Here is a 21,991-nt window from a genome sequence, read left to right as displayed (position 1 = left end):
GCCTGGCCTGCCCTGGCCCGGCTCAGCTGCCACCCAGCGGGCAATCCTGGGCTGGATCAGCCGGGCTGGCCGGCCCGGCGATCATCTTTCGGACTTCGGTCGCCGATCGAATCGCAGGGCCGCCGGCCGGCTCGACTCCAACTGGTAGCCGCAGGCGATCAGGAAGCCGATCCCACCTTTGTCGGCGACGGCGCGCACCGTCCGGATACCGGCTCCGTCCAGTTGCTCGCCGAGGATCTGTAGCAGCCGGCGACCGATGCCCAGGAACCGCAACTGGGGCGCGACGAGGACTCCGTCCAGCACCATCTCCCGCCGGTCGCCCAGATCCTCACCGAGCAGCAGGTCTTCGCTGCGTTCGTGTGCCCGGAGTTCGCCGACCAGCTCACCGTCCGGCAGCTGGGCCACTAACCGCCAGCACCCCTCCGGCACCCCCTCCGTCACCCGACGGAGACTGACCCCGGCGCGCGCCCGTTCCCGTACCCGCCGCTCGTCGCGTCGCCCACGGTGGAGGTCGTACGTCCTCTCCGGTACCCGCACCGGCCACTGCTCCGGTGGGACGTACCAGTGCCGCCACCACGCACCCGGCCAGTCCTTCAGCGTCCGGACCTCGCGGACGTCGAGGTGCGCGGGATAGCGGCGGCCTCCCTCGTCGCGTCGTCCGTCGTGCGGAACGGGCGGCAGCACGGCGATGGTCCCCGGGGTGCCGTCCGTGCCGTTTGTGCCGTCTGTGCCGTCTGTGCCGTCTGTGCCGGCCTGGTCGACGGTCGGGACGCCGACCGTCAGCTCTCCACCAGCAGCACGGACCAACCGCTCCACCGTCCGCAAGCGCGGATCGGCTGCCGGATCGGCCTCGATCCGCGCCACTGTGCTCTTGGGTACGCCCGACCGACGCGCCAACTCTCGCTGGCTCAGGTCTGCCTGGCGACGGAGAGCACGCAGCGCCGTCCCCACCTCGATCGGTCCGGCCCGCTCCGCCATGTGCCGATCGTTGCGATGCCACGAGCGAAGTTCAACAAGCGCGACACACCTGTGGACAACCCTGTGGACAACCGGCTGGGTGCTGTGCGGCCAGATGTTCTTCGGCGCGCTGTCGAGCTGCCCCGTTCATGAGACCACTGCTCGCCGGATCGCGACTCGCCCACTTGCCGCGTCGCGGCCTGCCCCATCTGTGCGGGCAGCTCGACAGGGCCGAACGGGAACATCGCTGCCGCCCCGTGTCGTCGCCGTCGAGATCCGCCACGGCGCGTGGCCCGAGGCCCGTGGCCCGCGGCGCGTAGCCCGAGGCCCGCGGCCCGTGGCCCGCGGCGCGTAGCCCAAGGCCCGCGGCGCGTAGCCCAAGGCCCGCGGCGCGTAGCCCAAGGCCCGCGGCCCATGGTCTGTAGCCCGCGGCGCGTAGCCCGTGGCCGGCGGGAGCGCGGGAGCGGGCTCGGCGGTCCTCACCGCCGCGTTCCCGCCTCCGCGTCCTCACCCTGTGGGGGGCACCGCCTCGCGGGCCAGGTCACAGTCGTGGGGACCGGGCGAAGCCGGGCCGCCAGCGGCGGGGATACGGTGAGAGCGTGGCGCTCTCGCTGGCTGTCTCGCCCTGCCCCAACGACACGTTCGTCTTCCACGCCCTGGTGCACGGTCTCGTGCCGGGCGCTCCGCCGGTCGACGTCACGTACGCCGATGTGGACGTGACCAACACGGCCGCCGAGCGGGGGGCGTTCGACCTGGTCAAGGTGAGCTACGCGGCGCTGCCGTGGCTGCTGGACGACTATCACCTGCTGCCCTGCGGAGGTGCGCTGGGCCGTGGCTGCGGCCCGCTGGTGCTGACCCGCGGCGACCGCCCCGACAGCCCCGGCCAGCCCGACAACTCCGGCCAGCCCGAGCGGCCCGGCGGCTCCGGCCACGCCGACCTGAGCGGCGCCACGGTGGCGGTGCCGGGCGACCGGACCACGGCGTACCTGCTCTTCCGGCTCTGGGCGGCCGAGCGGCCCCCGGCGCGGATCGAGGTCGTGCCGTTCCACGAGATCATGCCGGGCGTCGCCGCCGGCCGCTACGACGCCGGGCTGGTCATCCACGAGGCCCGGTTCACCTACCCACGGCACGGCCTGACCGCCCTGGTCGACCTCGGCGAGTGGTGGGAGGCCGAGACCGGCCTCCCCATCCCCCTCGGGGCCATCCTGGCCCGGCGCGGCGCGGTCGACCCGGCCGCCGCAGCCGGGTGGATCCGCGAGTCCGTGCGCCAGGCCTGGGCCGATCCGGTGGCCAGCCGGGAGTACGTGCTGGCGCACGCGCAGGAGATGGAGCCCGACGTGGTGGACCGGCACATCGGGCTCTACGTCAACGAGTTCACCGCCGACCTTGGGGACGCGGGGTTCGCCGCCGTGAAGGCACTGCTCGGCCGGGCCGCCGACGCCGGGCTGGTGCCTCAGACCTCCAGCTCGTTGGCGACCGCGTGGACCAGCTGAGCGATCTTCTGCGCCGTCTTGCGGTCGGGGAAGCGGCCCCGGCGCAGGTCCGGCTGGACCTTCGCCTCCAGCACCTTGATCATGTCCTCGACGAGGCCGTGCAGCTCCTCGGCCGGCCGGCGACGCAGCTCCGCCATCGACGGCGGGGCGTCGAGCAGCTTGACCCCCATCGCCTGCGCGCCCCGGCGGCTGTCCACCACGCTGAAGTCGACCCGCTGACCGCCCTTGAGGTCGGTGACACCCGTCGGTAGCGCGCCCTTGGGCAGGAACACGTCGCCACCTTCGTCGCTGGTGACGAACCCGTATCCCTTGGCCGCGTCAAACCACTTCACTCGACCCGTCGGCACCTGAGAACCCCTGCTTCGCTTGAGCTTGAGACGTCTACCGCTCCAAGGCTAGCCGGATCATGCCGTCCAGCGCCGCCGGGAATCCGGTGAGATCGTCCAGCACCACCTCGGCCCCGGCCGCGCGCAGCTCGTCGGCGGCGCACGGGCCGGTGGCGACCGCGATGCCGGGTACGCCCGCCGCTGCCGCGGCCACCATGTCGGCCACGTGGTCGCCGACGTAGTGGGTCGCGCCGTGCCGCCGTAGCGCAACCGCCTTCTCCGCCGCGAACAGGTCGCCGGCCACCTCGTCCACGGTCAACCCGAGGTGGTCGAGGTGCAGCCGGGCCAGGCGGCCCAGCTTGGCGGTCACCACCAGCACGCGACCGCCGCGTCCGCGTACCGCGTCGAGCGCGGCGGCGGCGCCGGGGAGCGGGACCGTGGGCGTGATCGCGTACGCCGGGTACAGCTCGCGGTACGTCCGGACGGCCTCGTCGACCTGCTCCGGCGGGAACCAGTAGGCGATCTCGGTACGCAGCGGCGGGCCGAGCCGCGCCACGGCGGCCTCGGCGTCCACGTGCACCCCCGTGCGGGCGGTCAACGCCCGGAAGGTGTCGGCGATGCCGGGACGCGAGTCGACGAGGGTCATGTCGAGGTCGAAGCCGACCGTGAGCGCTGCCATGCGGGAGAACGTACCCGCCCAACCCCGGGCCAGCCGGACGTCCGAGGGGCGCAGGGACCACCTGCCGGGCTAGCGTGGAACGACGATGACCACCTCACTCGCCGACCACCTGCGGTCGCTGCCCGACGAGTCGCTCGCCGCCCTCCTCCAGCTGCGGCCGGACCTCGTCGTACCCGTGCCGGCCGACGTCTCCGCGCTCGCCACCCGGGCCCAGTCGCGGGTCTCGGTGGCCCGCGCCCTCGACGCGCTGGACCAGTTCACCCTGCTGATGCTGGACGCCGCCCGGCTGACCCGGGACGCGGCCGAGCAGACCACCTCCACCGACGCGGTGCTGGCCATGGCGACCGCCGGCCCGCACCCGCCCGCCCCCACCACCGTCCGCGCCGCCGTGAACCGGCTGCGCGCGCTCTTCGTGCTGTACGGCCCCGAGAGTGCCCTGCGCGTGGTGGCCGGCGTCGACGAGGTCTCCCCGTACCCGGCGGGGCTGGGTCGACCGGCGGCGGAGCTGGACGCACGGGCGGCGGCGCTCTGCGCGGACCCGGCCAAGCTGCGGCGGACACTGCTGGCGGCGCCGCCCTCGGCCCGGGCGATCCTGGACCGGTTGGCCGCCGGGCCACCGGTCGGCAGCGTGCCGGCGGGCGCGTTGCAGGCGCCCGCGCTCGGCGCCGAGGACGACCTGCCTCCGGACCCGACCAACGGCGGCGTGCCGACCGGTTCGCCGGTGCGCTGGCTCGTCGACCACCACCTGCTGGTGCCCGTCTCCGGCGGCAGGGCCGGCGTCACGGGCACCGTCGAGCTGCCCCGGGAGGTGGGCCTGCTGCTGCGCCGCGACAGCGGCCCGCTCGGCCCGCTGCGCAGCAGCCCGCCGCCGGTGGCCACCGCGCCGCGCGAGCCGAAGGCCGCCGACTCCGCCGGGGCCGGGCAGACGATGGAGGTGGTACGCCACACCGAGGCGCTGCTGGAGCAGCTCGCCGCCGAACCGGCTCCGGTACTGCGCTCGGGCGGCCTGGGCGTCCGGGACCTGCGCCGGCTCGCCCGGGCCGTCGGGGTGGACGAGCCGGCGGCGGCCCTGCTGTTGGAGGTGGCGTACGCGGGCGGGCTGATCGGCGAGGTCGACCTGTCCGGGGCCACCACCACCCGGCACGGCGCGGACCAGCAGGTGCTGCCCACCGCCGGGTACGAGGTGTGGCGGGCCGGGACGCTCGCGCAACGCTGGGAGCAGCTCGCCCGGGCCTGGCTGACCATGACCCGGCAGGCCGGACTGGTCGGTCAGCGCGACGACCGGGACCGGCCGATCACGGTGCTCTCCGCCGAGGCGGAACGGGCCGGCGGGCCGGCCGCCCGGCGGGCCGTGCTGGAGGTGCTCGCCGACCTGGAGCCGGCCACCGGGCCCACCCCCGAGGAGGTGCTGGCCCTGCTCGACTGGCGGGCGCCACGGCGCAGCCGGGGGCGGGAGACCGCGCACCGGGAGGTGCTGGCCGAGGCGGCCACGCTGGGCGTGACGGGGCTGGGGGCGCTCACCTCGTACGGGCGGCTGCTGCTCGCCGACGTGACGGCGGCCGACGAGCACGGCGACGACCCGCTCGGGTTGCGCTCGGATGCCGAGAGCGGCGAAGCCTCCACCGCCGTACGCGCGCTGGACGCCCTGCTGCCCGCCCCGGTCGACCACTTCCTCGTGCAGGCGGACCTGACGGTCGTGGTGCCCGGTCCGCCCGATCCGGCGCTCGCCGCCGAGCTGGAGGTGGTGGCGGAGCACGAGTCGGCCGGTGGGGCGAGCGTGCACCGGGTCACCCCGGCCAGCGTGCGCCGGGGCCTGGACGCCGGCTACTCGGCCGACGACCTGCACGCCCTGTTCCGGCGACGGTCCCGCACCCCCGTCCCGCAGGGGCTGACGTACCTGGTGGACGACGTGGCCCGCAAGCACGGCGGGCTGCGGGTCGGCTCCGCCGGGGGGTACGTGCGCAGCGACGACGAGGCGCTGCTGACCGAGGTGCTCGCCGACCGGCGGTTGGAGCCGCTGGCGCTGCGCCGGCTGGCGCCGACGGTGCTGTCGACGCCGTACCAGGTGGGCCGGATGCTGTTGGCGCTGCGTGACGCCGGGTACGCCCCGGTGCCGGAGGACGCGAGCGGGGCGGCCGTGCTGGCCCGCCCGAAGACCCGGCGGGCCCCGGCCCGGGTACCGGTGACGACCAGGACGCTCGACCCGCTGACCACGCCGAAGCTGGCCATGCCCCGACTGCTGGGTGTGGTGGAGCAGATCCGACGCGGCGACGCGGCGGCGCGGGCGGCCCGGCGGGCGCCGGCCGTGGTCCGGGGCGGGGTCGGGCGCACCGGTCCCGCGCCGGTGCCCTCGCACAGCGACGCTCTCGCCGTGCTGCAGCAGGCGGTCCGGGACCGGGCGCTGGTCTGGGTGGGGTACGTCGACGCACACGGGGCGACGGCGTCCCGGCTCGTCCGGCCGGTCTCGATCGGCGCGGGCTACCTGCGCGCCGAGGACGACCGGACGGAGATGCTGCACACCTTCGCCCTGCACCGGATCACGGCGGCGGTGCTGGAGGACTGAGCGGGCCGGTCAGCGCCGGCTGCGGCGTACCGTCCCGACGACGGAGACGATCAGCAGCAGCGTGAACCCGGCGCCGGCCGACTCGCCGACCGAGTCGATGAAGCCCTGTTCGAGGACCAGCCAGCCGAAGAGGAACCAGCCGAGGAGCACCACCGCCGCCACCCCGTACGCGACCACGGTGGCGGTGGAGACCTCCTCGGCGGGCGACCGGTCGTGCTCGAATCTGTGCTCCGGGACCACTTCACGGTCGACCGTCATCTCCAGCCCTCCCCCGTCCGGTTCGACGCCTGGCATCCAGCGTGACACCGCCAGGGCGGGAGTGACAGGGGATAACACCCGGAGCGGACGAGTTGTGCGACGACTCGTGGTGCTGTCGGGGCGGCTCAGGTGCCGGGACGCCGCCCGACCAGCACGACCTTGCTGCCGACCTTGCCCAGCTCCCAGTAGCGGACGGCGTCGTCCCGCAGCAGGTTGACGCAGCCGTGCGAGCCGATCGACTTCTCGTGCAGGTAGGTGGTGGTCTGGTGGAAGCCCATGCCCCGGGTGAAGTGCTGCCAGTACGGCAGCCACACCTCGTACGGGTCGGACCACTCCTTCACGTTGCGGTAGTTGATCGTGAACGTGCCGGCGGGGGTGCGGTAGCCGGGCATGCCGGTGCGGGTCACGGTCGGCTTCAGGAGCACCTTGCCGTTGCGCATGACCCAGGTGGTCTGCCGGGTCAGGTCGATGCAGAAGGTGGTGCCCGAGCCGGCCCGGCAGCGCGCCGTGTCGGTGGTGGCGAGCCGCTTGGCCACGTCGTGGGTGATGGGCCCGGCGCGGCCGTGGGCGGGGCGGATGTCGTACCGCCTCTGGAACTTCCTGATGGCGGCGCAGTCGGCGGCGGACTGCCGGCCGTCGACGGTCACCCGCCCGAACCCGCCCAGCCGGGCGAGGTGGGCCTCCACCTCACGCTGGTGCTCGCCCTGCGGGCAGCCGGCGGCGGACGGCGACGTGGTGGGCTTCGTCGCGGGACGCGTCGGCCGCACCGCCGGCCGGGTCGGCCGCACCGCGGGACGCGTCGGTTCGGACGTGCCCCGCGTCGGCTTGACCTTGCGCTTCGGCGGCGCCGTGCCGGGTTGCGCCCGCTGGTCCGGCCCGGGCGTACCGCTCGCCCCCGTTACCCGCTCCGCAGCCCCGGCCGCGACGGGTCCCCCGCCCCCGCCGCCGTCGGCCCGCGGATCGAACGTGCACGCACCGGCACCGACCAGCGTGACCACCGCCAGGGCGACGAGCCGGCTGCTGATCCGGACGTGTTTCATGCTGCCTCCCTGACAGGTGTTCCTCTTGCTAGACGTTGCGAGTCCCGTTCCGGTTGCTCCAGGTGACCAGATTTTTCTGCCGTCACCCGGGTGCGTGCAACACTGGTAGGTCGGCCTGGGCAGGTCAGTCGCCTCCCGGACAGCCGGCGACCCGAGGTGGAGGAGAGGCACTGGCGTGAGCGGTGGACCCCTGATCGTGCAGTCGGACAAGACCCTGCTGCTGGAGATCGACCACCCCGACGCGCAGGCGTGCCGGATGGCCATCGCGCCCTTCGCCGAGCTGGAGCGCTCCCCCGAGCACGTGCACACGTACCGGCTGACGCCGCTCGGGCTGTGGAACGCGCGGGCCGCCGGCCACGACGCCGAGGGCGTGGTGGACTCCCTGATCAAGTACTCGCGCTATCCGGTGCCACACGGGCTGCTGGTCGACGTGGCCGAGACGATGGACCGGTACGGCCGGCTCCAGCTCGCCAACGACCCGGCGCACGGCCTGGTGCTGCGGGCGTTGGACCGGCTGGTGCTGATCGAGGTCGCCAAGAGCAAGAAGCTCGCCGGGATGCTCGGCGCGAAGCTCGACGACGACACGATCGCGGTGCATCCGTCCGAGCGGGGCCGGCTCAAGCAGGCGTTGCTCAAGCTCGGCTGGCCGGCGGAGGACCTGGCCGGCTACGTCGACGGCGAGGCGCACTCGATCGAGCTGGCCGAGGACGGCAAGGACGGCGGAAAGCCGTGGACGCTGCGGTCGTACCAGCGGGAGGCCGTGGAGGCGTTCTGGGCCGGCGGGTCGGGCGTCGTGGTGCTGCCGTGCGGCGCCGGCAAGACGCTGGTCGGGGCGGCGGCGATGGCCGAGGCGAAGGCGACCACGCTGATCCTCGTCACCAACACGGTCGCCGGCCGGCAGTGGAAGCGGGAGCTGATCGCCCGCACGTCGCTGACGGAGGAGGAGATCGGCGAGTACTCGGGCGAGCGCAAGGAGATCCGCCCGGTCACCATCGCCACGTACCAGGTCCTCACCTCGCGCAAGAAGGGCGCCTTCACCCACCTGGACCTGTTCGGGGCCCGCGACTGGGGCCTGGTCGTCTACGACGAGGTGCACCTGCTGCCCGCGCCGATCTTCCGCTTCACCGCGGACCTCCAGGCCCGCCGCCGGCTGGGCCTGACGGCGACTCTGGTACGCGAGGACGGCCGCGAGGGCGACGTGTTCAGCCTGATCGGCCCGAAGCGGTACGACGCGCCGTGGAAGGACATCGAGTCGCAGGGCTGGATCGCCCCGGCCCAGTGCACCGAGGTACGCGTGACGCTGACCGACGCCGAGCGCATGTCGTACGCGACGGCGGAGGCCGAGGAGCGCTACCGGATGGCGGCCACCGCCCGCACCAAGCTGCCCGTGGTGAAGGCGCTGGTCAACCGGCACCCGGACGAGCAGGTGCTCGTCATCGGCGGCTACATCGACCAGCTCCACCAGCTCGGCGAATACCTCGACGCCCCGATCGTGCAGGGCTCCACCACCAACAAGGAACGCGAGCGGCTCTTCGACGCGTTCCGCTCCGGCGAGGTGCGCACCCTGGTCATCTCGAAGGTCGGCAACTTCTCCATCGACCTGCCCGAGGCGGCGGTGGCGATCCAGGTGTCGGGCACGTTCGGCTCCCGCCAGGAGGAGGCGCAGCGGCTGGGGCGGGTGCTGCGGCCCAAGGCCGACGGCCGCCAGGCGCACTTCTACACGGTCGTCTCCCGCGACACCATCGACACGGAGTATGCGGCCCACCGGCAGCGCTTCCTCGCCGAGCAGGGCTACGCGTACACGATCGTCGACGCCGACGACGTCCTCGGCCCGAAGCTGCCCACGGTCGACTGACCTGCGCAACCTAGTCGGCTCAGTGCGCTTCGGCGGGCTCCTGACACACCCCGCGTTCGCCATGGAGCTGAGGTCGTGAACGATGCAGCCGCCCTCGACGGTCAGGCCGTGACTGGCTGTGCCGGACCTCGACTGCCGGCAATGTAGTCCCCTCGCCTCGATACCACACAGGTATTCTTATGCCGCACAGGTATCAGCGCGCGGGGCCTCCGGTCACGGTGTCGGCCGGAGTCCATGATTGCCACGGGGCGGGTAGGCGCGATGTCCGCGACTTCGGCAGCCCGTCGGGACACAAGGGACGCGCTGCATCCACGTCAACGGCGGCCACGAGGGCGGCTCCGCCTACGGTGCCGCTTCCCGGGCCACCGGTCAGCGCCGGGCGGGCTCCGCGACGAAGACGCCCCGCCCCGGGCGGCCGACCAGCACACCCTGCTCCCGCAACCTCGCCACCGCACGGCTGATCGTGGACTGCGAGACGTCGTACTCGTCGGCCAAGGCCCGACCGGAGGGCAGCTGGGAACCGGGCGGATACGCCCCGTCCTTGATCTTCTTCACCAGGTCGGCGAGCAGTTCGTCCATCGTGGGCGGGATAGGCACGTCAGGCCCCTTGCAGTCGGTTGGCTCGCCCAGTATCGATCAACCTTGGCGGCATAGGCAACGCACGTAGCACCGATGACATAGGTGGGTAGATGACTCGCAGACATGCTTGACATAGGTGACTTGGTAGCAATAGCGTCGCTCTCGGTGATGCGGTGCTGCTGCGGTCGGTTGGCGCCTCTCGTACCGGTCTCGCATCGCCGCCGAGACCCAACTCCCGCGCTCCCCCGGCGCGGCCCTGCTGCCGTACCGCCGATCGAGGCTGCGGTGGCAGGGCGGGGCGGTCTCCGTCGCCCGCAACCGGCGGAGACCGCCCCTTCCACTCCGACACGTCCCAGCGGAGACACGAACCACCGAAGGCACGAACCGACGAAGGGCGGTCATCCGTGCGCTACCTGATCCGTCGGCTGACGGGCCGACGCGAGCAACCACGTCCGGCTGACGTCGTCCGTCCGCCACGTGGGCTCCGGCCGTGGCAGATCCGCGACCGGTGCTTCAACGTCCGCCGGCGCGGGCTCGACCCCGCCGAGATCCGCGCCTTCCTGCACCAGGTGGCCGACGAACTCACCGTCGCGCAGACCGCCCTGGTCGCGGTGCAGGAGGAGAACGTACGGATCAAGAACACCCTGCGCGCGTGGCAGAGCGCCCAGTCGGCGAAGCACCGCTACCGGTGACCGAGCGTTGGGTGATCCACCTGCCGGTCACCGCGCCCGACCTGCTCCGGGCCCGGATCCTCGCCCGGGCCGCCGCCCGGGTGCTGGCCCGGCTCACCGCCCGCGTCGAGCCCGGCGGGGTCACCGTCTCGGCCGAGGACCAGCAGGGCGTACGCCATTGGGTCTTCTGCGACCGGCCACTGCCCGGCGGCGGGCGGTGTGCGTTGCCCACCGACCACCTGTCGCCCTGCGTGAGGCGGGTGCGGCCGGGCATCTGATCCGTAGTTCGTGCACCAGATCGGAAGCTCTCGCCCCAGATGCACGCGCGAGGACCGCCGTGCTCACCGTCGCCCGGATGCCGGCTCCTCGATGCGCGGGCGGTCGCGGGTCGCACCGGTGCGGACGTGCGTCGCGTAGAGGGCGAGCCCCACGAAGACCAGACCGCCGACAAGGTTGCCGACCACCGTCGGAATCTCGTTCCACAACAGGTAGTCGCCGATGGAGAAGTCACCGCCGAGCATCAGGCCGGCCGGGAACAGGAACATGTTCACCACGGAGTGCTCGAATCCCATGTAGAAGAAGACCAGGATCGGCATCCACATGCCGATCACCTTCCCCGGTACGGACGTCGAGATCATCGCGGCGACGACGCCGGTGGAGACCATCCAGTTGCACAGGACACCACGGATGAAGAGGGTCAGCATCCCGGCGGCCCCGTGGTCGGCGTACCCGACCGTCCGTGACTCGCCGATCGTCCCGAGCCGCTGGCCGACCTCGTTCGGTTCGACGCTGAAGGCGAAGGTCAGGACCACGGCCATCATGAGCGCGACGGTGAGCGCGCCGGCGAAGTTACCGACGAAGACCAGGCCCCAGTTACGCAGGACCGAACGCACCCTGACGCCCGGCCGCCGGTCGATCAGCGCGAGCGGGACGAGGGTGAACACACCGGTCAGGAGGTCGAACCCGAGCAGGTAGAGCAGGCAGAATCCGACGGGGAAGAGAAGTGCCCCCACGAGGGGTTGACCCGTCTCCACGGTGACGGTGACCGCGAACGCCGCGGCGAGCGCGAGGATGGCACCGGCCATGTACGCGCGGATCACCGTGTCCCTGGTCGACATGAAAACCTTCGACTCGCCCGCGTCGATCATCTTCGCGACGAACTCTGCCGGGGCCAGGTAGGACATGGATGTCGCTCCCGTCAGATGTGGGCGAGCCGATTCGGCACCGCGCCGGCACGCACCCGCATCCACCCTCCCCCAGGGCTTCGCAGGCAACGGACGACCCACACGTCGGCACCCGCCGGTCGGAGTGTGCATGATCCTCGATCGGCCCCAGGGTCCGCAATACCTACCGCTGGTTCACCGGAACTCTCCGCGCCCCACCGCCAGCGTCGATCTCCGGACCGGCTCGACGGCTTCGTGAGTCACCCGACGGGCAGGGAATCGACCATGGCCGAGGAGGTCACGCAGGTCCGTGGAAGGACATCGGGTCGCAGGAGGTCGCCCTCACGCCCGGTTCGGCGGAGTCCCCTGCACGCGACGAGCGGCTCATCCCGGCGGGGTCGGCGCCTCCTCAGGGGCCTTGGCCGCCCGGCGCGCGTCGGCGATCGCGATGCCCAGCAGGACGAGGGAGGCGGTGGCCGCGGCGGCCAGCGGTGTGGTGAACACCAGTGGCGGCGAGAGCGCCAGCAGCAGCACCACGCCGACGATCCTGGGGGTGGAGACGCGATCGAACACGATACGTTCCAGTCGGATCCGACCCAGGAGGAAGAGCGCCGGCCCGCCGAGGATCGTCATCAGCCAGACAGGGAGCTGGGTGGAACCGGCCCGTTCCTGTACGACCTCGTGGCCGATGGCGACCGTGAGGATCCCGATCACCATGACCATGTGGGCGGCACCGGTCCGCCGGCCGAGGCCCTCCCGGTTCCTCGCCATGGTGACCGCCTCGGCGAGGACCTGCCCGGAGCGGTAGAAGTAGATGCGCCAGAGCAGGATGGTGGTGATGAAGGCCACCACGAGTCCCAACGTGTTGGCGGCGCCCGCGGGCCGAACCGTGTAGGTGCTTCCCACCGACAGCACGCTCTCCCCCAGCGCGATCAACAGAAGCTGCTGGTAGCGCTCGGCCAGGTGGTGGCCGCCGTGCATGGCCCAGGCACTGATCGACCGGTGTCTGATGCGGGGAACGAGCCATCCGACCCGGGCGCCGAGGAAGTCGAGGGTGATGGCCAACGACCACAGCAGGACCCGGCCCTCGTCCTGCGCGATTCCCCCGCCCACCCACAGCACGCCCGAGACGCCGGACCACGCCGCCATCCGAAGGTAGAGAACCTGGAGCGGGACGCGTCCGCGCACCAGCGCCGCCAGGATCAGCGGTCGACCGACCTGGAGGAGGACGTAGGGCACGGCGAAGACCAGACCTCGGCCGATGAACGCGTCCTGCAGCGACGTCGTCATGAGCAGCAGACCGAAGGCGCTGACCAGCACCATCACCTGGATCCCCTGGTGGCGCGGATCGAAGCGGCTGGTGATGTGCGCGGTCGTGGTCCACAGCCACAGCAGTGGCAACGCCAGCACGAGGGCGTAGAGCAGCGACGCCCAGCGGATCACGAGGTCGTCGCTGAGCAGGTCGGGTGTCACCCGGTCGACGACACCTTTCAGGGCGAAGACCAGCACCAGGTCGAAGAACAACTCCAGGAAGTTGGCCTGCCGGGACTGCTCCGGACCACGCAGCAGGCCGCCGGTCTCCGGGCCGCCGTTCCCGCGTTGCACGCTCCTCATCGTGCCCGGCGATCTGCCCGCGGTCTGGTCGTCGTCCACCACGCCGAATCGATCCTGCACCGCACCGTCGAGCCGGGCGGCTGACCTGGCGGGCTCGGGACCGGGCCGACGTCCCGGACCGGGTCGGCAGGGAGCCGCTGGCCCACGACGCCCCCTCAGGTCAAGGTCGACAACGACGAGTCGGCCACCGGGGGCGCTCGCCCGTCGTGACGTCTCGGGCGACCCGAGGGCTCCGGTGGGCACGCTCCCCCTGCCGGCCGTGCGGCATACCCGCCGAGCCCTCTCCCACACCTGCCGCACCGGATGGCACCAGGGCACCGCTGGCCACCCGGCGCCCGGTGCCGTCAGTCGAGCGTGAGCCGCAGGTCGGCCTCGTCCCAGCCGTCCGACACGCACCAGCCCTGCAACCGGCAGCGGTGCGTCCGGCAACCCTCGACCGCCTGCGCGTACGCCTGCTCGTCGGTGACCGGGATGCCGGCCCGGGTCAACTCCTTCAGCCCTGGCGCCGCCACCGGGTCGTCGGCAGCCATGATGAAGGGGCCGTCGAGCGTGCGTACGAGTTGGTGCAGTGCCCGGTTCAGCGGCTCCACCGCGCCGACGTCCGGCCGGTGGCGGGGATCGACACCGCCGCGCAACAGCAGCAGCGCCCCGTCGAGCACGGTCACCGCCGCCGAAGCGGACTTCCCGCAGCTGTCGGCATGGAAGAAGTGCAGTACGGGGAACGCCAGATGCCGTTCACCCAGCCGGACGAGTTCCGGGGTCAGGCTGGTGAGGTGTTGGGTGAACATGGGGGAGAACTCCCCGTCGGCCCAGCCACGACGCACGATGTCGACCGGGTCGGCGCCCAGGGCGGCGATGTGACCGGCGATCGTGCGCTTGTCGACCACGGCGGACACCACCTGCATGAGGTACGTGATGCCCAGAGTGATGAGGAACAGACCGGTCAGCACGGCGCCGGTCGTCGCGAGTTGGGCGCCCGTGGTCCCCGGCGTGTAGTCACCGACACCGAGAGTGAAGATCGAGAACCCGGTGAAGTAGAACCTGGACCAGCCGTCGGCGGGACGGCCGAACTGGTCGAGCACCCCGTCGGGGGTGGCACTGAAGACCAGGAACCAGCCGAGCCACAGCCCGGTCACCCAGGCCGCGAAGGTGCCCACCAGCACGCTCGTGCCGGCCCAGCGCAGCAGTCGGTGCCGTTGAGGGCCACGACCGGCAAGCCGGCGGGTCAGCCACCACACCCCCTGCGACACGCGCCGGGTGACCGGTCCCGCCCCACCCGCCAGCGACAGGGTCGTCAGCGCCGCGTCCACGAGGACGATTCCCACCACCAGGACGCCGACCAGCACCGACAACACACTCACCGCTCCACCCCCACCACAACTCGCGCCCGCCCGACCCCAGGTCGCCGCACTCGCTCAGGCCAACCGCTCCAACCTCAGGCCTTCCACGTGCCTGCGCAACTCGGCCCGGGGCCGAGGCCGGGCCGGCAGGCCGTGGGACCGCCCGGCCAGCGGGGCGGTTCCTACCAGCCGGGCATGTTCGCCGCCGCGTTCGGCCGGGTCGAGATCCGCCCGGCCGGGACCGGCCGGTCCGGGGCCGACGGTGGCGGCCGGTCCGCGACCGGCCGCCACCTGCCGTACTGCGTCAGCCGGTGCCGCCGGCCCGGAACGCGACCCAGGCGTCGCTCATCCGGTCCGCCTGTCCGGGCGTGAACATGTTCATGCAGGAGTCCTGCGTGTAGTCCATGAAGTTGTGGATCGGGTCGAGCCCGGGGGCGGTGCAGGTGTCCGCGCCCACCGGGCAGTCGAACTGCGGCACCGCCTCGCGCGGGGTGTCCGCGACGAAGTCGCCGGCGGCGGAGCAGCCGTGCGCGAAGGTGTGCTCCAGCATCAGCCAGTGCCCGACCTCGTGCGTCAGCGTGTCACCGAGCGCGTACTTGCCCGCCGTCCCGCCCGGCATCGACTCGTCGAGCAGCACCACGCCGTCGATGTAGTCGCGGCCGTTGTTGTAGCCCTTCGGGAAGTACGCCCAGCCGAGCAGGCCGCCGCCGATGTTGGCCGCGTACACGTTGAGGGTTTCGGAGTTGCCGGTGTACAGCGCCTTCTTCATGTCGCGCTCGTTCTTGCCCGGCACGACCGTGTACCAGGCGCTGTTCACCGTCCACGTCGTGTCGACCAGGTCGAACCGGAACGGCGTGTCGGAGGCGTTCGCGGCGGTGCGGCCCGCGTACGCGTCGTTGAGCACCTTCATCTGCGCCGCGATCAGAGTGTTCCACCTGGTCGTCTCCGCCGCGGTGAGCGGGTGGTCGGAGATCATGTGGAAGACCGTCGGCACGGTGACGCTGCCGTTGGCCAGGCGCGGGGCGTCCTTGATGACGCCGTAGGCGTTCGCCTCGTTCTTGTCGTACAGCTCCGGCTCCTGGGCGGTGGCGCCCTCGGCGAGCCGGCCCGCGCCGTGCCCGTGGGCGTCCGGCTCGCACTCGGCGACACCCGGTGAGACGGGCAGGGGGGCCGCCGCCACCGCGCCGTAGGCGCCACCGGACGCCAGGAACGTCGCGGCGGTGGCGGTGAGGACCGCGAGTCGGAAGATGGGTCTCCTGTGCATCGGTGCACCTTTCGGAAGGATGGAGGCGGTGCCGAGGGGACGCGGGGTTGTCATGACCTGGTCGATGACGTCGTCTTCCGGTATGAGACCACGTCGTTGGCACCGGCAACAGACCTGCGAAAAGGGCCGATCTTCCCTGTAACGGCAGGGGCCCGGGGAGCGCTACCTAGAGGCACCCGAGGCGTTCCGCGGGCCGTGCGGGCCTCGTCCCGCCCAGCTACAGCACCCGGGTGATCTGCTCGGCGGCGAGCCGGGCGTCGAGCCGGGCCGGGTCGGCGTTGGCGCAGAGCACCACCGACGCGCCGACGGCCAGCGGCGCCAGCAGCCAGTACACCGGCTGCTCGTGCTCGGCCACGTCGACCAGCAGCCGGTCACCGGCCCGCAGGTCGAGCCGCTCCGCCACGGCCAGCGCCACGCTGCCCCACTGTCGGTAGCTGGTGCCGTCGGGGCTGGCCGCGTGGGCGCTGGTCAACGGGGCGGACGCGGGCAGCGCGTCAGTGTGCCGGCCCACCTCGGCCAACCAGTCCCGGTATCCCTCGGGGGCCGGGGCGCGCGGGGTGACGCCGAGGGAGAGGACGAAGCGGTGCCGCGCCTCGGGCACGTCCTCCAGCCAGTCGTCGAGCCGCTCGGCGCTGACGAAGACGGCGTCGTACGGCTCGTCGGAGCCCGGCTCGACCGGCGGCAGGCCGGCGGTCGCCCGGGGCCGGAACGACACCGCCACCCCGGCCGACCAGGCGCCCAGCAGCACGGCGGCGCTCTGCCAGTGCGCCGGCAGCAGCACCGCCGCCCGGTCGCCGACGCCCAGCCCGCAGCCCTCGCGCAGCAGCCCGGCGGCCCGCGCCGCCCAGCCGCCCAACTGCGTCGCGGTCAGGTCGACCCGCTCACCGGTCGCGTCGTCGAGGTAGGTGAGCAGCGGTCGGTCCACCTCCGCCGCCCGGCCACCGGCCAGCGGTTCCCGGACGAGGGCATCGGTCACGTTCAAGTCGCACTCCTCGGCAGGCTGCCGCCACCCTACTCAACGGGCGACGGGCCGGAACGGCATCGACGCGCCGGTCCCGGACATTGACCGGCGTTGCCACACTCGTGGCGCGGACGGTCCGCCGAGGCTCAGGAAGGCTGCGACATGCAGACAGACGAACGTATGTCCCGGGCCCGGCGAGGCGGGACGCTGCGAAGCGCCGTGGCGCTGGCCGTGCTGCTCGCCGGGGCGACGCTGGCCCGGCCGGCGCCCGCCTCGGCTGACCCGCTGCCGGACCCCAACCCCACGGTGACCGCCACGGTGTGGGCGCACTCCCCGACCACGACCGAATACCGCATCACCGGCGGCTACAGCGCCCACTCCGGCGACGGCGACGTCGTCGTGCGACGGACCGGCGCCGGGGCGTACACGGTGGTGCTGGAGGGGGCGGCGACCAGCGGCGGGGTGGCGCACGCGGTGGCGTACGGGGGCGGGCCGGTCCTCTGCACGGTGGCGAGCTGGTACCGCAGCCCGATCGGCGCCCCCGACCTGCTCATCCAGGTTCGCTGCTTCGCCGCGACCGGCACCCCCGTGGACAGCCGTTTCGTGGCGACCTTCACCAACGTCCGGCAGGTCGGCCAGGGCCGGCTGGCATGGTTCGTCACCGATCAGGCGCAGCCGACCGGCGTACGCACCCTGCCCGCCGCCTACCGCTACGACTCGACCGGCGGGACGGTCTCCTACGAGCGCCTCGCCAAGGGCCGGTACCGCTTCCTGATGGGCCCGAACCCGCCCAGCGAGGGCGGGGCGACCTTCCCGATGGCGCACGTGACCGCGCTGGGCAGCGCTGCCGTGCACTGCCAGCTCGATCCGCCGGACGGGTGGGTGGTGCACTGCGCGAACGCCGCCGGCTACCCGGTCGACGCCCGCTTCGTGGTCACCTACGGCTCCCGGGTGGACCTGCTGGGCCGGGCGTTCGGGCCGCGCTTCGCCAGCGGCGTGTACTACGGCGAGAACGTCAGCGGCAGCTGGATCGGCGGCGAGAGCTACAACTCGACGATCCCCGGCTTCGGCGGCGCGACGGGCACCGTGCTCGGCACCGGCCGCTACCAGGCGCGCTTCGCCGGCACCGGGACCAGCTACGGCACCGCCTTCGTGAACTCCTTCGTGACCAGTCTGGGGCGTCCGCCGCGCGGCTACTGCGTACTGGCCGGCTGGTCTCCGTCCGGGGCCGACACCGTGGTCTCGGTCAACTGCTACACCTGGCTGGGCGTGCCGGCCAACCTGAACGCGCGGATCTCGTACACCACCTGGCCGGCCGCCTGACCCGGCTGCCCGGCCGGCCGTTCCCGCCGGCCGGGCCCCGTCACTGGGCGGGCAGTTCGGGGCCGCCGTCGAGCAGCGGGGCCAGCAGGTCACCCTGCTCCGCCACCCGCCTGAGCACCTCCCCCGCCGTGTACGGCCTGGTCGCCGGCCGTTTCCCCGCCGCACCCGCCTCGACCTCGTCCCAGGTCAGCGGAGTGGAGACGGACGGCACGGACTGCGCCCGCAGCGAGTACGGCGACACGGTCGTCTTGGCCGCGTTGTTCTGGCTCCAGTCGATGAAGACCTTGCCCGGCCGCAGGTTCTTCGCCATCTTCGACACGACCAGCTTCGGGTGCGCCCGCTCGAGCTCCTGCGCGATCCGCTTGGCGTAGGCCGACACGTCCTCGGCGTCCTGGGTGCCGGCGATCGGGCAGCAGAGCTGCATGCCCTTCTTCCCCGACGTCTTGGGAAACGAGGAGATGCCGTCGTCGGCGAGCCGGTCGCGCATCAGCAGCGCCACCTGGCTGCACTGGCGCAGCGCCGCCGGCGGCCCGGGATCGAGGTCGACGACCATCGTGTCGGGCTGCTCGCCGATCTTCCACTGTGGCGTGTGCAGCTCCAGCGCGGCGAGGTTGGCCAGCCAGACCAGGGTGGGCAGGTCGTCGGCGACCACGTAGTCGATGGTCTCGCGCCCCTTGCTGGACCCGGGTGCGGGCAGCGTCTCGGTGCGTACCCAGCCGGGGGTGGCGGCCGGGGCGTTCTTCTCGAAGAACGAGCCGCCCGTGACCCCGTTGGGGAAGCGGATCCGGGTCAGCGCCCGGTCGGCCAGGTGCGGCAGGAGCACGGGGGCGATGCGGGTGTAGTAGTCGATCACCTCGCCCTTGGTGAACCCGGCGTCGGGGTAGAGCACCTTGTCCAGGTTGGACAGCTCCAGCGCCCGTCCCTCCACGTCCACCCGGAACCGCTCAGCCGGCATCGTCGACCTCCTCCGCGGGTTTGTCCGGCCGAAGCCGCAGCACCCGGGGGAACCGCAGCCGCCCGTCCGGGGTGCGCTGGCCGTACTTCACCTCCACCACGACCCGTGGTGTCACCCAGATGGCGCCCCGGGCATCCTCGCGCGGCACGTCCCCGGCGAACGGCGACGCGCCGCCGCGCAGTGGCTCCAGCTCGCGCAGCAGCTCCCGCTCGATGGCCGCGCCGATGCCGCCACCCACGCGCCCCCGGTAGGTGAGCCGGCCGTCCGGGCGCGGCACCCCGACCAGCAGGCCGCCGATCCTGCGCGCCCCGGGCCGCCAACCGCCGACCACGAAGTCGCCGGTGACCTCCAGCTTGACCTTCATCCAGTCCGGGGAGCGCACGCCCGGCCGGTAGACCGAGTCGACCCGCTTGGCCATCACCCCCTCCAGGCCGTGCTCGCCGGCCGCCTCGTAGGTGGCCGGGCCGTCGCCGAAGAGCGGCGACACCACCCACCGGGCGCCGCCGAGCGCCAGGCCGTCCAGGGCCTCCCGTCGGCGGGCGTACGACCAGCCGGTCAGGTCCTCGCCGTCGAGCCGGAGCAGGTCGAAGATCATGTACGTCACCGGGGCGACCGCCGCCAGCCGGGCGGCCTTGTTCCGGTCGCGCACGTGCATCCGCTCCGCCAGGGCCGTGAACGAGGGTTGGCCCGTCTCGCCGAGCAGCACCACCTCGCCGTCGAGCAGCGCGTCGCCCACCTGCTCGTGCAGGGTGGCCAGCTCGGGGTACGCGGCGGTGATCTCCACGCCGCTGCGGGCGTACAGGTGCTGCCGGCCGCCGGAGACGTCGGCCAGCGCCCGCACGCCGTCCCACTTGAACTCGTAGGCCCAGCCGGCACCCGCCGGGAGCTGCCCGGTCATCGCGAGCATCGGCTTGAGCGGCGCGCCGGGCACCTCCCGACTGTACTTGCGCAGCGAAGCGCTCGCGTGGCCTTCGATCATTTGCGATCCTGGCTGTACCGGCGAGAGGAGCACGGGGATGCGGGCCATCTGGAAGGGAGCCGTCTCGTTCGGGCTCGTCTCGATCGGGGTCAAGCTCTACTCGGCCACCGAGGAGAAGGACATCCGCTTCCACCAGGTGCACCGGGAGGACGGCGGGCGCATCCGCTACAAGCGCACCTGCCAGGTCTGCGGCGAGGAAGTGACCTACGACGACATCGCCAAGGGCTACGACATCGGCGGCGGCGAGATGGTGATCCTCACCGACGAGGACTTCGCCGAGCTGCCGCTGACCAGCTCGCGCGCCATCGACGTGCTGGAGTTCGTGCCGGCCGAGCAGGTCGACCCGATCCTCTACAACAAGGCGTACTTCCTGGAGCCGGAGGGCACCGCCACCAAGCCGTACCTGCTGCTGCGCGACGCCCTCACCGACTCGGAGCGGGTGGCGATCGTCAAGGTGGCGCTGCGCCAGCGGGAACAGCTCGCGACACTGCGGGTCCGCGAGGGAGTGCTGCTGCTCAACACCATGCTCTGGCCGGACGAGATCCGTAAACCCGACTTCGGCTTCCTCGACGAGGACCTGAAGGTCCGCCCGCCGGAGCTGGCGATGGCCAGCTCGCTGATCGACTCGATGGCCGGGGACTTCGAGGCGGACGCCTTCACCGACGACTACCGCGCCGCGTTGCAGGAGGTCATCGACGCCAAGGTGGAGGGCCGCGAGGTGGTCCAGCCGGAGGAGGCCGAGGAGGCCCCGGCCGCGGCGGTGGACCTGATGGCGGCACTCAAGGCGTCCGTCGAGCGCGCCCGTTCCGCCCGGGGTGAGGCGCCGGCCGGCGGCGCGGGGGAGCCGACCCCGATCTCGGCCGCCCGCTCGGCGCAGAAGAAGGCCGCCGAGAAGAAGGCCGCGAAGGCCCCGGCCAGGAAGACCGCCGAGAAGAAGGCGGCGCCGAAGAAGGCCGCCGCCAAGAAGGCCGCCCCGAAGAAGGCCGCCGAGGGCGAGAAGAAGCCGGCGGCGAAGAAGGCCGCGCCGAAGAAGGCTGCCCGCAAGACCGCCTGACCCCCTGCTCGTACGCGTACCGCCTCCCCCGCGCGGGCTGATCTCGCCCCTTCGCCAGTTCGTTGGCAGGGGTCCCTTCCTCTACCGGAAACGTTAATAGGGTGCCCTTCCTTACAGCCGAGGTTGCCTTGACGCCGGTGGCAAGGTCTAGCGTCGACCGGGTCGGACGAGGGAGGTCGGATGCTGATCGGTGAGCTGGCGCAACGCGCCGGTACGAGCACCCGGGCCCTGCGCTACTACGAGACGCACGGCCTCATCCGGGCGGCCCGCTCGGCCAACGGATACCGGGTCTACGACGAGGCGGAGCTGCCCGTCGTACGCGAGATCCGGGCGCTGCTGGCGGTGGGCTTCGGCCTGGACGACATCCGCCCGTTCGTCGCCTGCCTGCGGGCCGGCAACGCCTCCGGTCACGTCTGCCCCGACTCGGTGGCCGTGCTGCGGCGCAAGCTGGCCGAGGTCGACGCCGGCATCGACCGGCTGCACGCGGTCCGCCGGGAGCTGCGCGACCAGCTCGCCCATGCCATCACCAACCGGGAGGAAACATGCTCGAGACTGCGCAGGACGGCTCGCTGACCGTCGTCACCGACGACACCTTCGCCACCGTGGTGCTCGCCGCCGACGGGCCGGTGGTGGTCGACTTCTGGGCGGACTGGTGCCCGCCGTGCCGGGCCATCTCCCGCAGCCTCGCCGAGCTGGCCGGGGAGTTCGCCGGGCGGATGGTCGTCGCCACGATCGACACCGACGCCAACCCGACGGCCACCCGCACCTACCAGGTGATGTCCCTGCCCACCCTCCTGGTCTTCCGCCACGGCGAGGTGGTCGGCTCGATCGTCGGCTCCCGCCCGAAGCACCACCTGCGCCAGGCCCTGGCCCGGCATCTCGACGGCTGAGCCTGCGGGCGGTCTCGCCCGGCGACG

Annotated in this window: 22 protein-coding genes; 9 read left to right on the top strand and 13 right to left on the bottom strand. The window is 72.6% G+C overall.

Features of this window, described 5'->3' with window-relative positions:
- Nucleotides 1–81 precede the first annotated feature (81 nt).
- A complete protein-coding gene (locus KBX06_RS05830; protein WP_210833141.1) occupies nt 82–978 on the bottom strand; it encodes a helix-turn-helix transcriptional regulator in 897 nt (298 codons plus the stop codon).
- 578 nt (nt 979–1,556) lie between these two features.
- Here KBX06_RS05830 and KBX06_RS05825 point away from each other — a divergent pair.
- Nucleotides 1,557–2,450, top strand: coding sequence for a 1,4-dihydroxy-6-naphthoate synthase (locus KBX06_RS05825; RefSeq protein WP_210833140.1), 894 nt, complete (start codon nt 1,557–1,559; stop codon nt 2,448–2,450).
- On the opposite strand, the gene KBX06_RS05820 is transcribed toward KBX06_RS05825, so the two are convergent.
- Together KBX06_RS05820 and KBX06_RS05815 are read right to left on the bottom strand one after the other, a co-directional pair.
- Nucleotides 2,411–2,797 (bottom strand): cold-shock protein, encoded by a 387-nt coding sequence (locus KBX06_RS05820; protein ID WP_101413859.1) that lies wholly within the window; start codon nt 2,795–2,797, stop codon nt 2,411–2,413. The two genes, KBX06_RS05825 and KBX06_RS05820, sit on opposite strands and share 40 nt — an antisense overlap.
- Before the next feature lie 34 nt (nt 2,798–2,831).
- Nucleotides 2,832–3,455, bottom strand: a complete 624-nt coding sequence (locus KBX06_RS05815) for an HAD family hydrolase (RefSeq protein WP_210833139.1) — start codon at nt 3,453–3,455, stop codon at nt 2,832–2,834.
- Between the two features lie 85 nt (nt 3,456–3,540).
- Here KBX06_RS05815 and KBX06_RS05810 point away from each other — a divergent pair, with 85 nt between their 5' ends.
- The gene (locus KBX06_RS05810; RefSeq protein WP_210833138.1) at nt 3,541–6,018 is read left to right on the top strand and encodes a helicase-associated domain-containing protein; all 2,478 of its coding nucleotides are present in this window, start codon (nt 3,541–3,543) and stop codon (nt 6,016–6,018) included.
- Between the two features lie 9 nt (nt 6,019–6,027).
- Here the strand turns inward: KBX06_RS05810 and KBX06_RS05805 are convergent, their stop codons facing one another.
- The gene (locus KBX06_RS05805; RefSeq protein ID WP_210833137.1) at nt 6,028–6,276 is read right to left on the bottom strand and encodes a hypothetical protein; all 249 of its coding nucleotides are present in this window, start codon (nt 6,274–6,276) and stop codon (nt 6,028–6,030) included.
- Nucleotides 6,277–6,401: 125 nt separating this feature from the next.
- Nucleotides 6,402–7,316 (bottom strand): L,D-transpeptidase family protein, encoded by a 915-nt coding sequence (locus tag KBX06_RS05800; RefSeq protein ID WP_210833136.1) that lies wholly within the window; start codon nt 7,314–7,316, stop codon nt 6,402–6,404.
- 175 nt (nt 7,317–7,491) lie between these two features.
- Here KBX06_RS05800 and KBX06_RS05795 point away from each other — a divergent pair, with 175 nt between their 5' ends.
- Nucleotides 7,492–9,171 carry a DNA repair helicase XPB gene (locus KBX06_RS05795; protein WP_210833135.1) on the top strand — a complete coding sequence of 560 codons (1,680 nt, stop codon included), beginning with the start codon at nt 7,492–7,494 and terminating at the stop codon, nt 9,169–9,171.
- A gap of 369 nt (nt 9,172–9,540) precedes the next feature.
- On the opposite strand, the gene KBX06_RS05790 is transcribed toward KBX06_RS05795, so the two are convergent.
- Nucleotides 9,541–9,750, bottom strand: a complete 210-nt coding sequence (locus KBX06_RS05790) for a winged helix-turn-helix domain-containing protein (protein WP_210833319.1) — start codon at nt 9,748–9,750, stop codon at nt 9,541–9,543.
- 425 nt (nt 9,751–10,175) lie between these two features.
- Here KBX06_RS05790 and KBX06_RS05785 point away from each other — a divergent pair, with 425 nt between their 5' ends.
- Nucleotides 10,176–10,442 carry a DivIVA domain-containing protein gene (locus tag KBX06_RS05785; protein WP_307854467.1) on the top strand — a complete coding sequence of 89 codons (267 nt, stop codon included), beginning with the start codon at nt 10,176–10,178 and terminating at the stop codon, nt 10,440–10,442.
- Nucleotides 10,439–10,699, top strand: coding sequence for a hypothetical protein (locus KBX06_RS05780; protein ID WP_210833133.1), 261 nt, complete (start codon nt 10,439–10,441; stop codon nt 10,697–10,699). The genes KBX06_RS05785 and KBX06_RS05780 overlap by 4 nt, the downstream gene beginning before the upstream one ends.
- 63 nt (nt 10,700–10,762) lie before the next feature.
- Here KBX06_RS05780 and KBX06_RS05775 read toward each other — a convergent pair whose 3' ends face one another.
- The 5 genes from KBX06_RS05775 to KBX06_RS05755 form a co-directional block, all read right to left on the bottom strand.
- Nucleotides 10,763–11,605, bottom strand: coding sequence for a formate/nitrite transporter family protein (locus KBX06_RS05775; protein ID WP_210833132.1), 843 nt, complete (start codon nt 11,603–11,605; stop codon nt 10,763–10,765).
- A gap of 363 nt (nt 11,606–11,968) precedes the next feature.
- Nucleotides 11,969–13,189, bottom strand: a complete 1,221-nt coding sequence (locus KBX06_RS05770; RefSeq protein ID WP_210833131.1) for a low temperature requirement protein A — start codon at nt 13,187–13,189, stop codon at nt 11,969–11,971.
- A 353-nt stretch (nt 13,190–13,542) separates the two neighbouring features.
- Nucleotides 13,543–14,559: a potassium channel family protein gene (locus tag KBX06_RS05765; RefSeq protein ID WP_210833130.1), complete on the bottom strand. Its 1,017-nt coding sequence runs from the start codon at nt 14,557–14,559 to the stop codon at nt 13,543–13,545.
- A 283-nt stretch (nt 14,560–14,842) separates the two neighbouring features.
- On the bottom strand, nt 14,843–15,802 hold the full coding sequence (locus tag KBX06_RS05760) for a zinc metalloprotease (RefSeq protein ID WP_210833129.1): 960 nt from the start codon (nt 15,800–15,802) through the stop codon (nt 14,843–14,845).
- 217 nt (nt 15,803–16,019) lie between these two features.
- Nucleotides 16,020–16,778 carry a TIGR03089 family protein gene (locus KBX06_RS05755; RefSeq protein ID WP_307854465.1) on the bottom strand — a complete coding sequence of 253 codons (759 nt, stop codon included), beginning with the start codon at nt 16,776–16,778 and terminating at the stop codon, nt 16,020–16,022.
- Between the two features lie 147 nt (nt 16,779–16,925).
- On the opposite strand from KBX06_RS05755, the gene KBX06_RS05750 reads away from it, so the two are divergent.
- Nucleotides 16,926–18,086 (top strand): hypothetical protein, encoded by a 1,161-nt coding sequence (locus tag KBX06_RS05750; RefSeq protein ID WP_210833128.1) that lies wholly within the window; start codon nt 16,926–16,928, stop codon nt 18,084–18,086.
- Between the two features lie 40 nt (nt 18,087–18,126).
- Here the strand turns inward: KBX06_RS05750 and ligD (KBX06_RS05745) are convergent, their stop codons facing one another.
- Nucleotides 18,127–19,041 (bottom strand): non-homologous end-joining DNA ligase, encoded by a 915-nt coding sequence (ligD, locus tag KBX06_RS05745; RefSeq protein WP_210833127.1) that lies wholly within the window; start codon nt 19,039–19,041, stop codon nt 18,127–18,129.
- Complete coding sequence (gene ligD, locus KBX06_RS05740) at nt 19,031–19,972, bottom strand: non-homologous end-joining DNA ligase (protein ID WP_210833317.1); 942 nt, start codon at nt 19,970–19,972, stop codon at nt 19,031–19,033. The genes ligD (KBX06_RS05745) and ligD (KBX06_RS05740) overlap by 11 nt, the downstream gene beginning before the upstream one ends.
- A gap of 85 nt (nt 19,973–20,057) precedes the next feature.
- On the opposite strand from ligD (KBX06_RS05740), the gene KBX06_RS05735 reads away from it, so the two are divergent.
- The 3 genes from KBX06_RS05735 (at nt 20,058) to KBX06_RS05725 (ending at nt 21,964) form a co-directional block, all read left to right on the top strand.
- A complete protein-coding gene (locus KBX06_RS05735; protein ID WP_210833126.1) occupies nt 20,058–21,074 on the top strand; it encodes a Ku protein in 1,017 nt (338 codons plus the stop codon).
- A 180-nt stretch (nt 21,075–21,254) separates the two neighbouring features.
- Nucleotides 21,255–21,647, top strand: a complete 393-nt coding sequence (locus tag KBX06_RS05730; RefSeq protein WP_210833125.1) for a MerR family transcriptional regulator — start codon at nt 21,255–21,257, stop codon at nt 21,645–21,647.
- On the top strand, nt 21,617–21,964 hold the full coding sequence (locus KBX06_RS05725) for a co-chaperone YbbN (protein ID WP_210833124.1): 348 nt from the start codon (nt 21,617–21,619) through the stop codon (nt 21,962–21,964). Before KBX06_RS05730 ends, KBX06_RS05725 begins: the two co-directional genes overlap by 31 nt.
- The last annotated feature ends 27 nt before the right edge of the window (nt 21,965–21,991 follow it).

Origin of the sequence: Micromonospora sp. C31 (assembly GCF_018070575.1) — a bacterium.
Classification (GTDB): Bacteria; Actinomycetota; Actinomycetes; order Mycobacteriales; family Micromonosporaceae; genus Micromonospora.
Note: the sequence above shows the minus strand (reverse complement) of the source record. Positions and strands in the feature narration are given on the sequence as shown.

Bases quoted from the DNA above. Each gene is read 5' to 3' on its own strand.
- KBX06_RS05830 (WP_210833141.1), bottom strand. From the start codon at position 978: ATGGCGGAGCGGGCCGGACCGATCGAGGTGGGGACGGCGCTGCGTGCT.
- KBX06_RS05815 (WP_210833139.1), bottom strand. From the start codon at position 3,455: ATGGCAGCGCTCACGGTCGGCTTCGACCTCGACATGACCCTCGTCGAC.
- KBX06_RS05810 (WP_210833138.1), top strand. From the start codon at position 3,541: ATGACCACCTCACTCGCCGACCACCTGCGGTCGCTGCCCGACGAGTCG.
- KBX06_RS05805 (WP_210833137.1), bottom strand. From the start codon at position 6,276: ATGACGGTCGACCGTGAAGTGGTCCCGGAGCACAGATTCGAGCACGAC.
- KBX06_RS05800 (WP_210833136.1), bottom strand. From the start codon at position 7,316: ATGAAACACGTCCGGATCAGCAGCCGGCTCGTCGCCCTGGCGGTGGTC.
- KBX06_RS05790 (WP_210833319.1), bottom strand. From the start codon at position 9,750: ATGGACGAACTGCTCGCCGACCTGGTGAAGAAGATCAAGGACGGGGCG.
- KBX06_RS05775 (WP_210833132.1), bottom strand. From the start codon at position 11,605: ATGTCCTACCTGGCCCCGGCAGAGTTCGTCGCGAAGATGATCGACGCG.
- KBX06_RS05760 (WP_210833129.1), bottom strand. From the start codon at position 15,802: ATGCACAGGAGACCCATCTTCCGACTCGCGGTCCTCACCGCCACCGCC.
- KBX06_RS05750 (WP_210833128.1), top strand. From the start codon at position 16,926: ATGCAGACAGACGAACGTATGTCCCGGGCCCGGCGAGGCGGGACGCTG.
- ligD (WP_210833127.1), bottom strand. From the start codon at position 19,041: ATGCCGGCTGAGCGGTTCCGGGTGGACGTGGAGGGACGGGCGCTGGAG.
- KBX06_RS05735 (WP_210833126.1), top strand. From the start codon at position 20,058: ATGCGGGCCATCTGGAAGGGAGCCGTCTCGTTCGGGCTCGTCTCGATC.
- KBX06_RS05730 (WP_210833125.1), top strand. From the start codon at position 21,255: ATGCTGATCGGTGAGCTGGCGCAACGCGCCGGTACGAGCACCCGGGCC.
- KBX06_RS05725 (WP_210833124.1), top strand. From the start codon at position 21,617: ATGCTCGAGACTGCGCAGGACGGCTCGCTGACCGTCGTCACCGACGAC.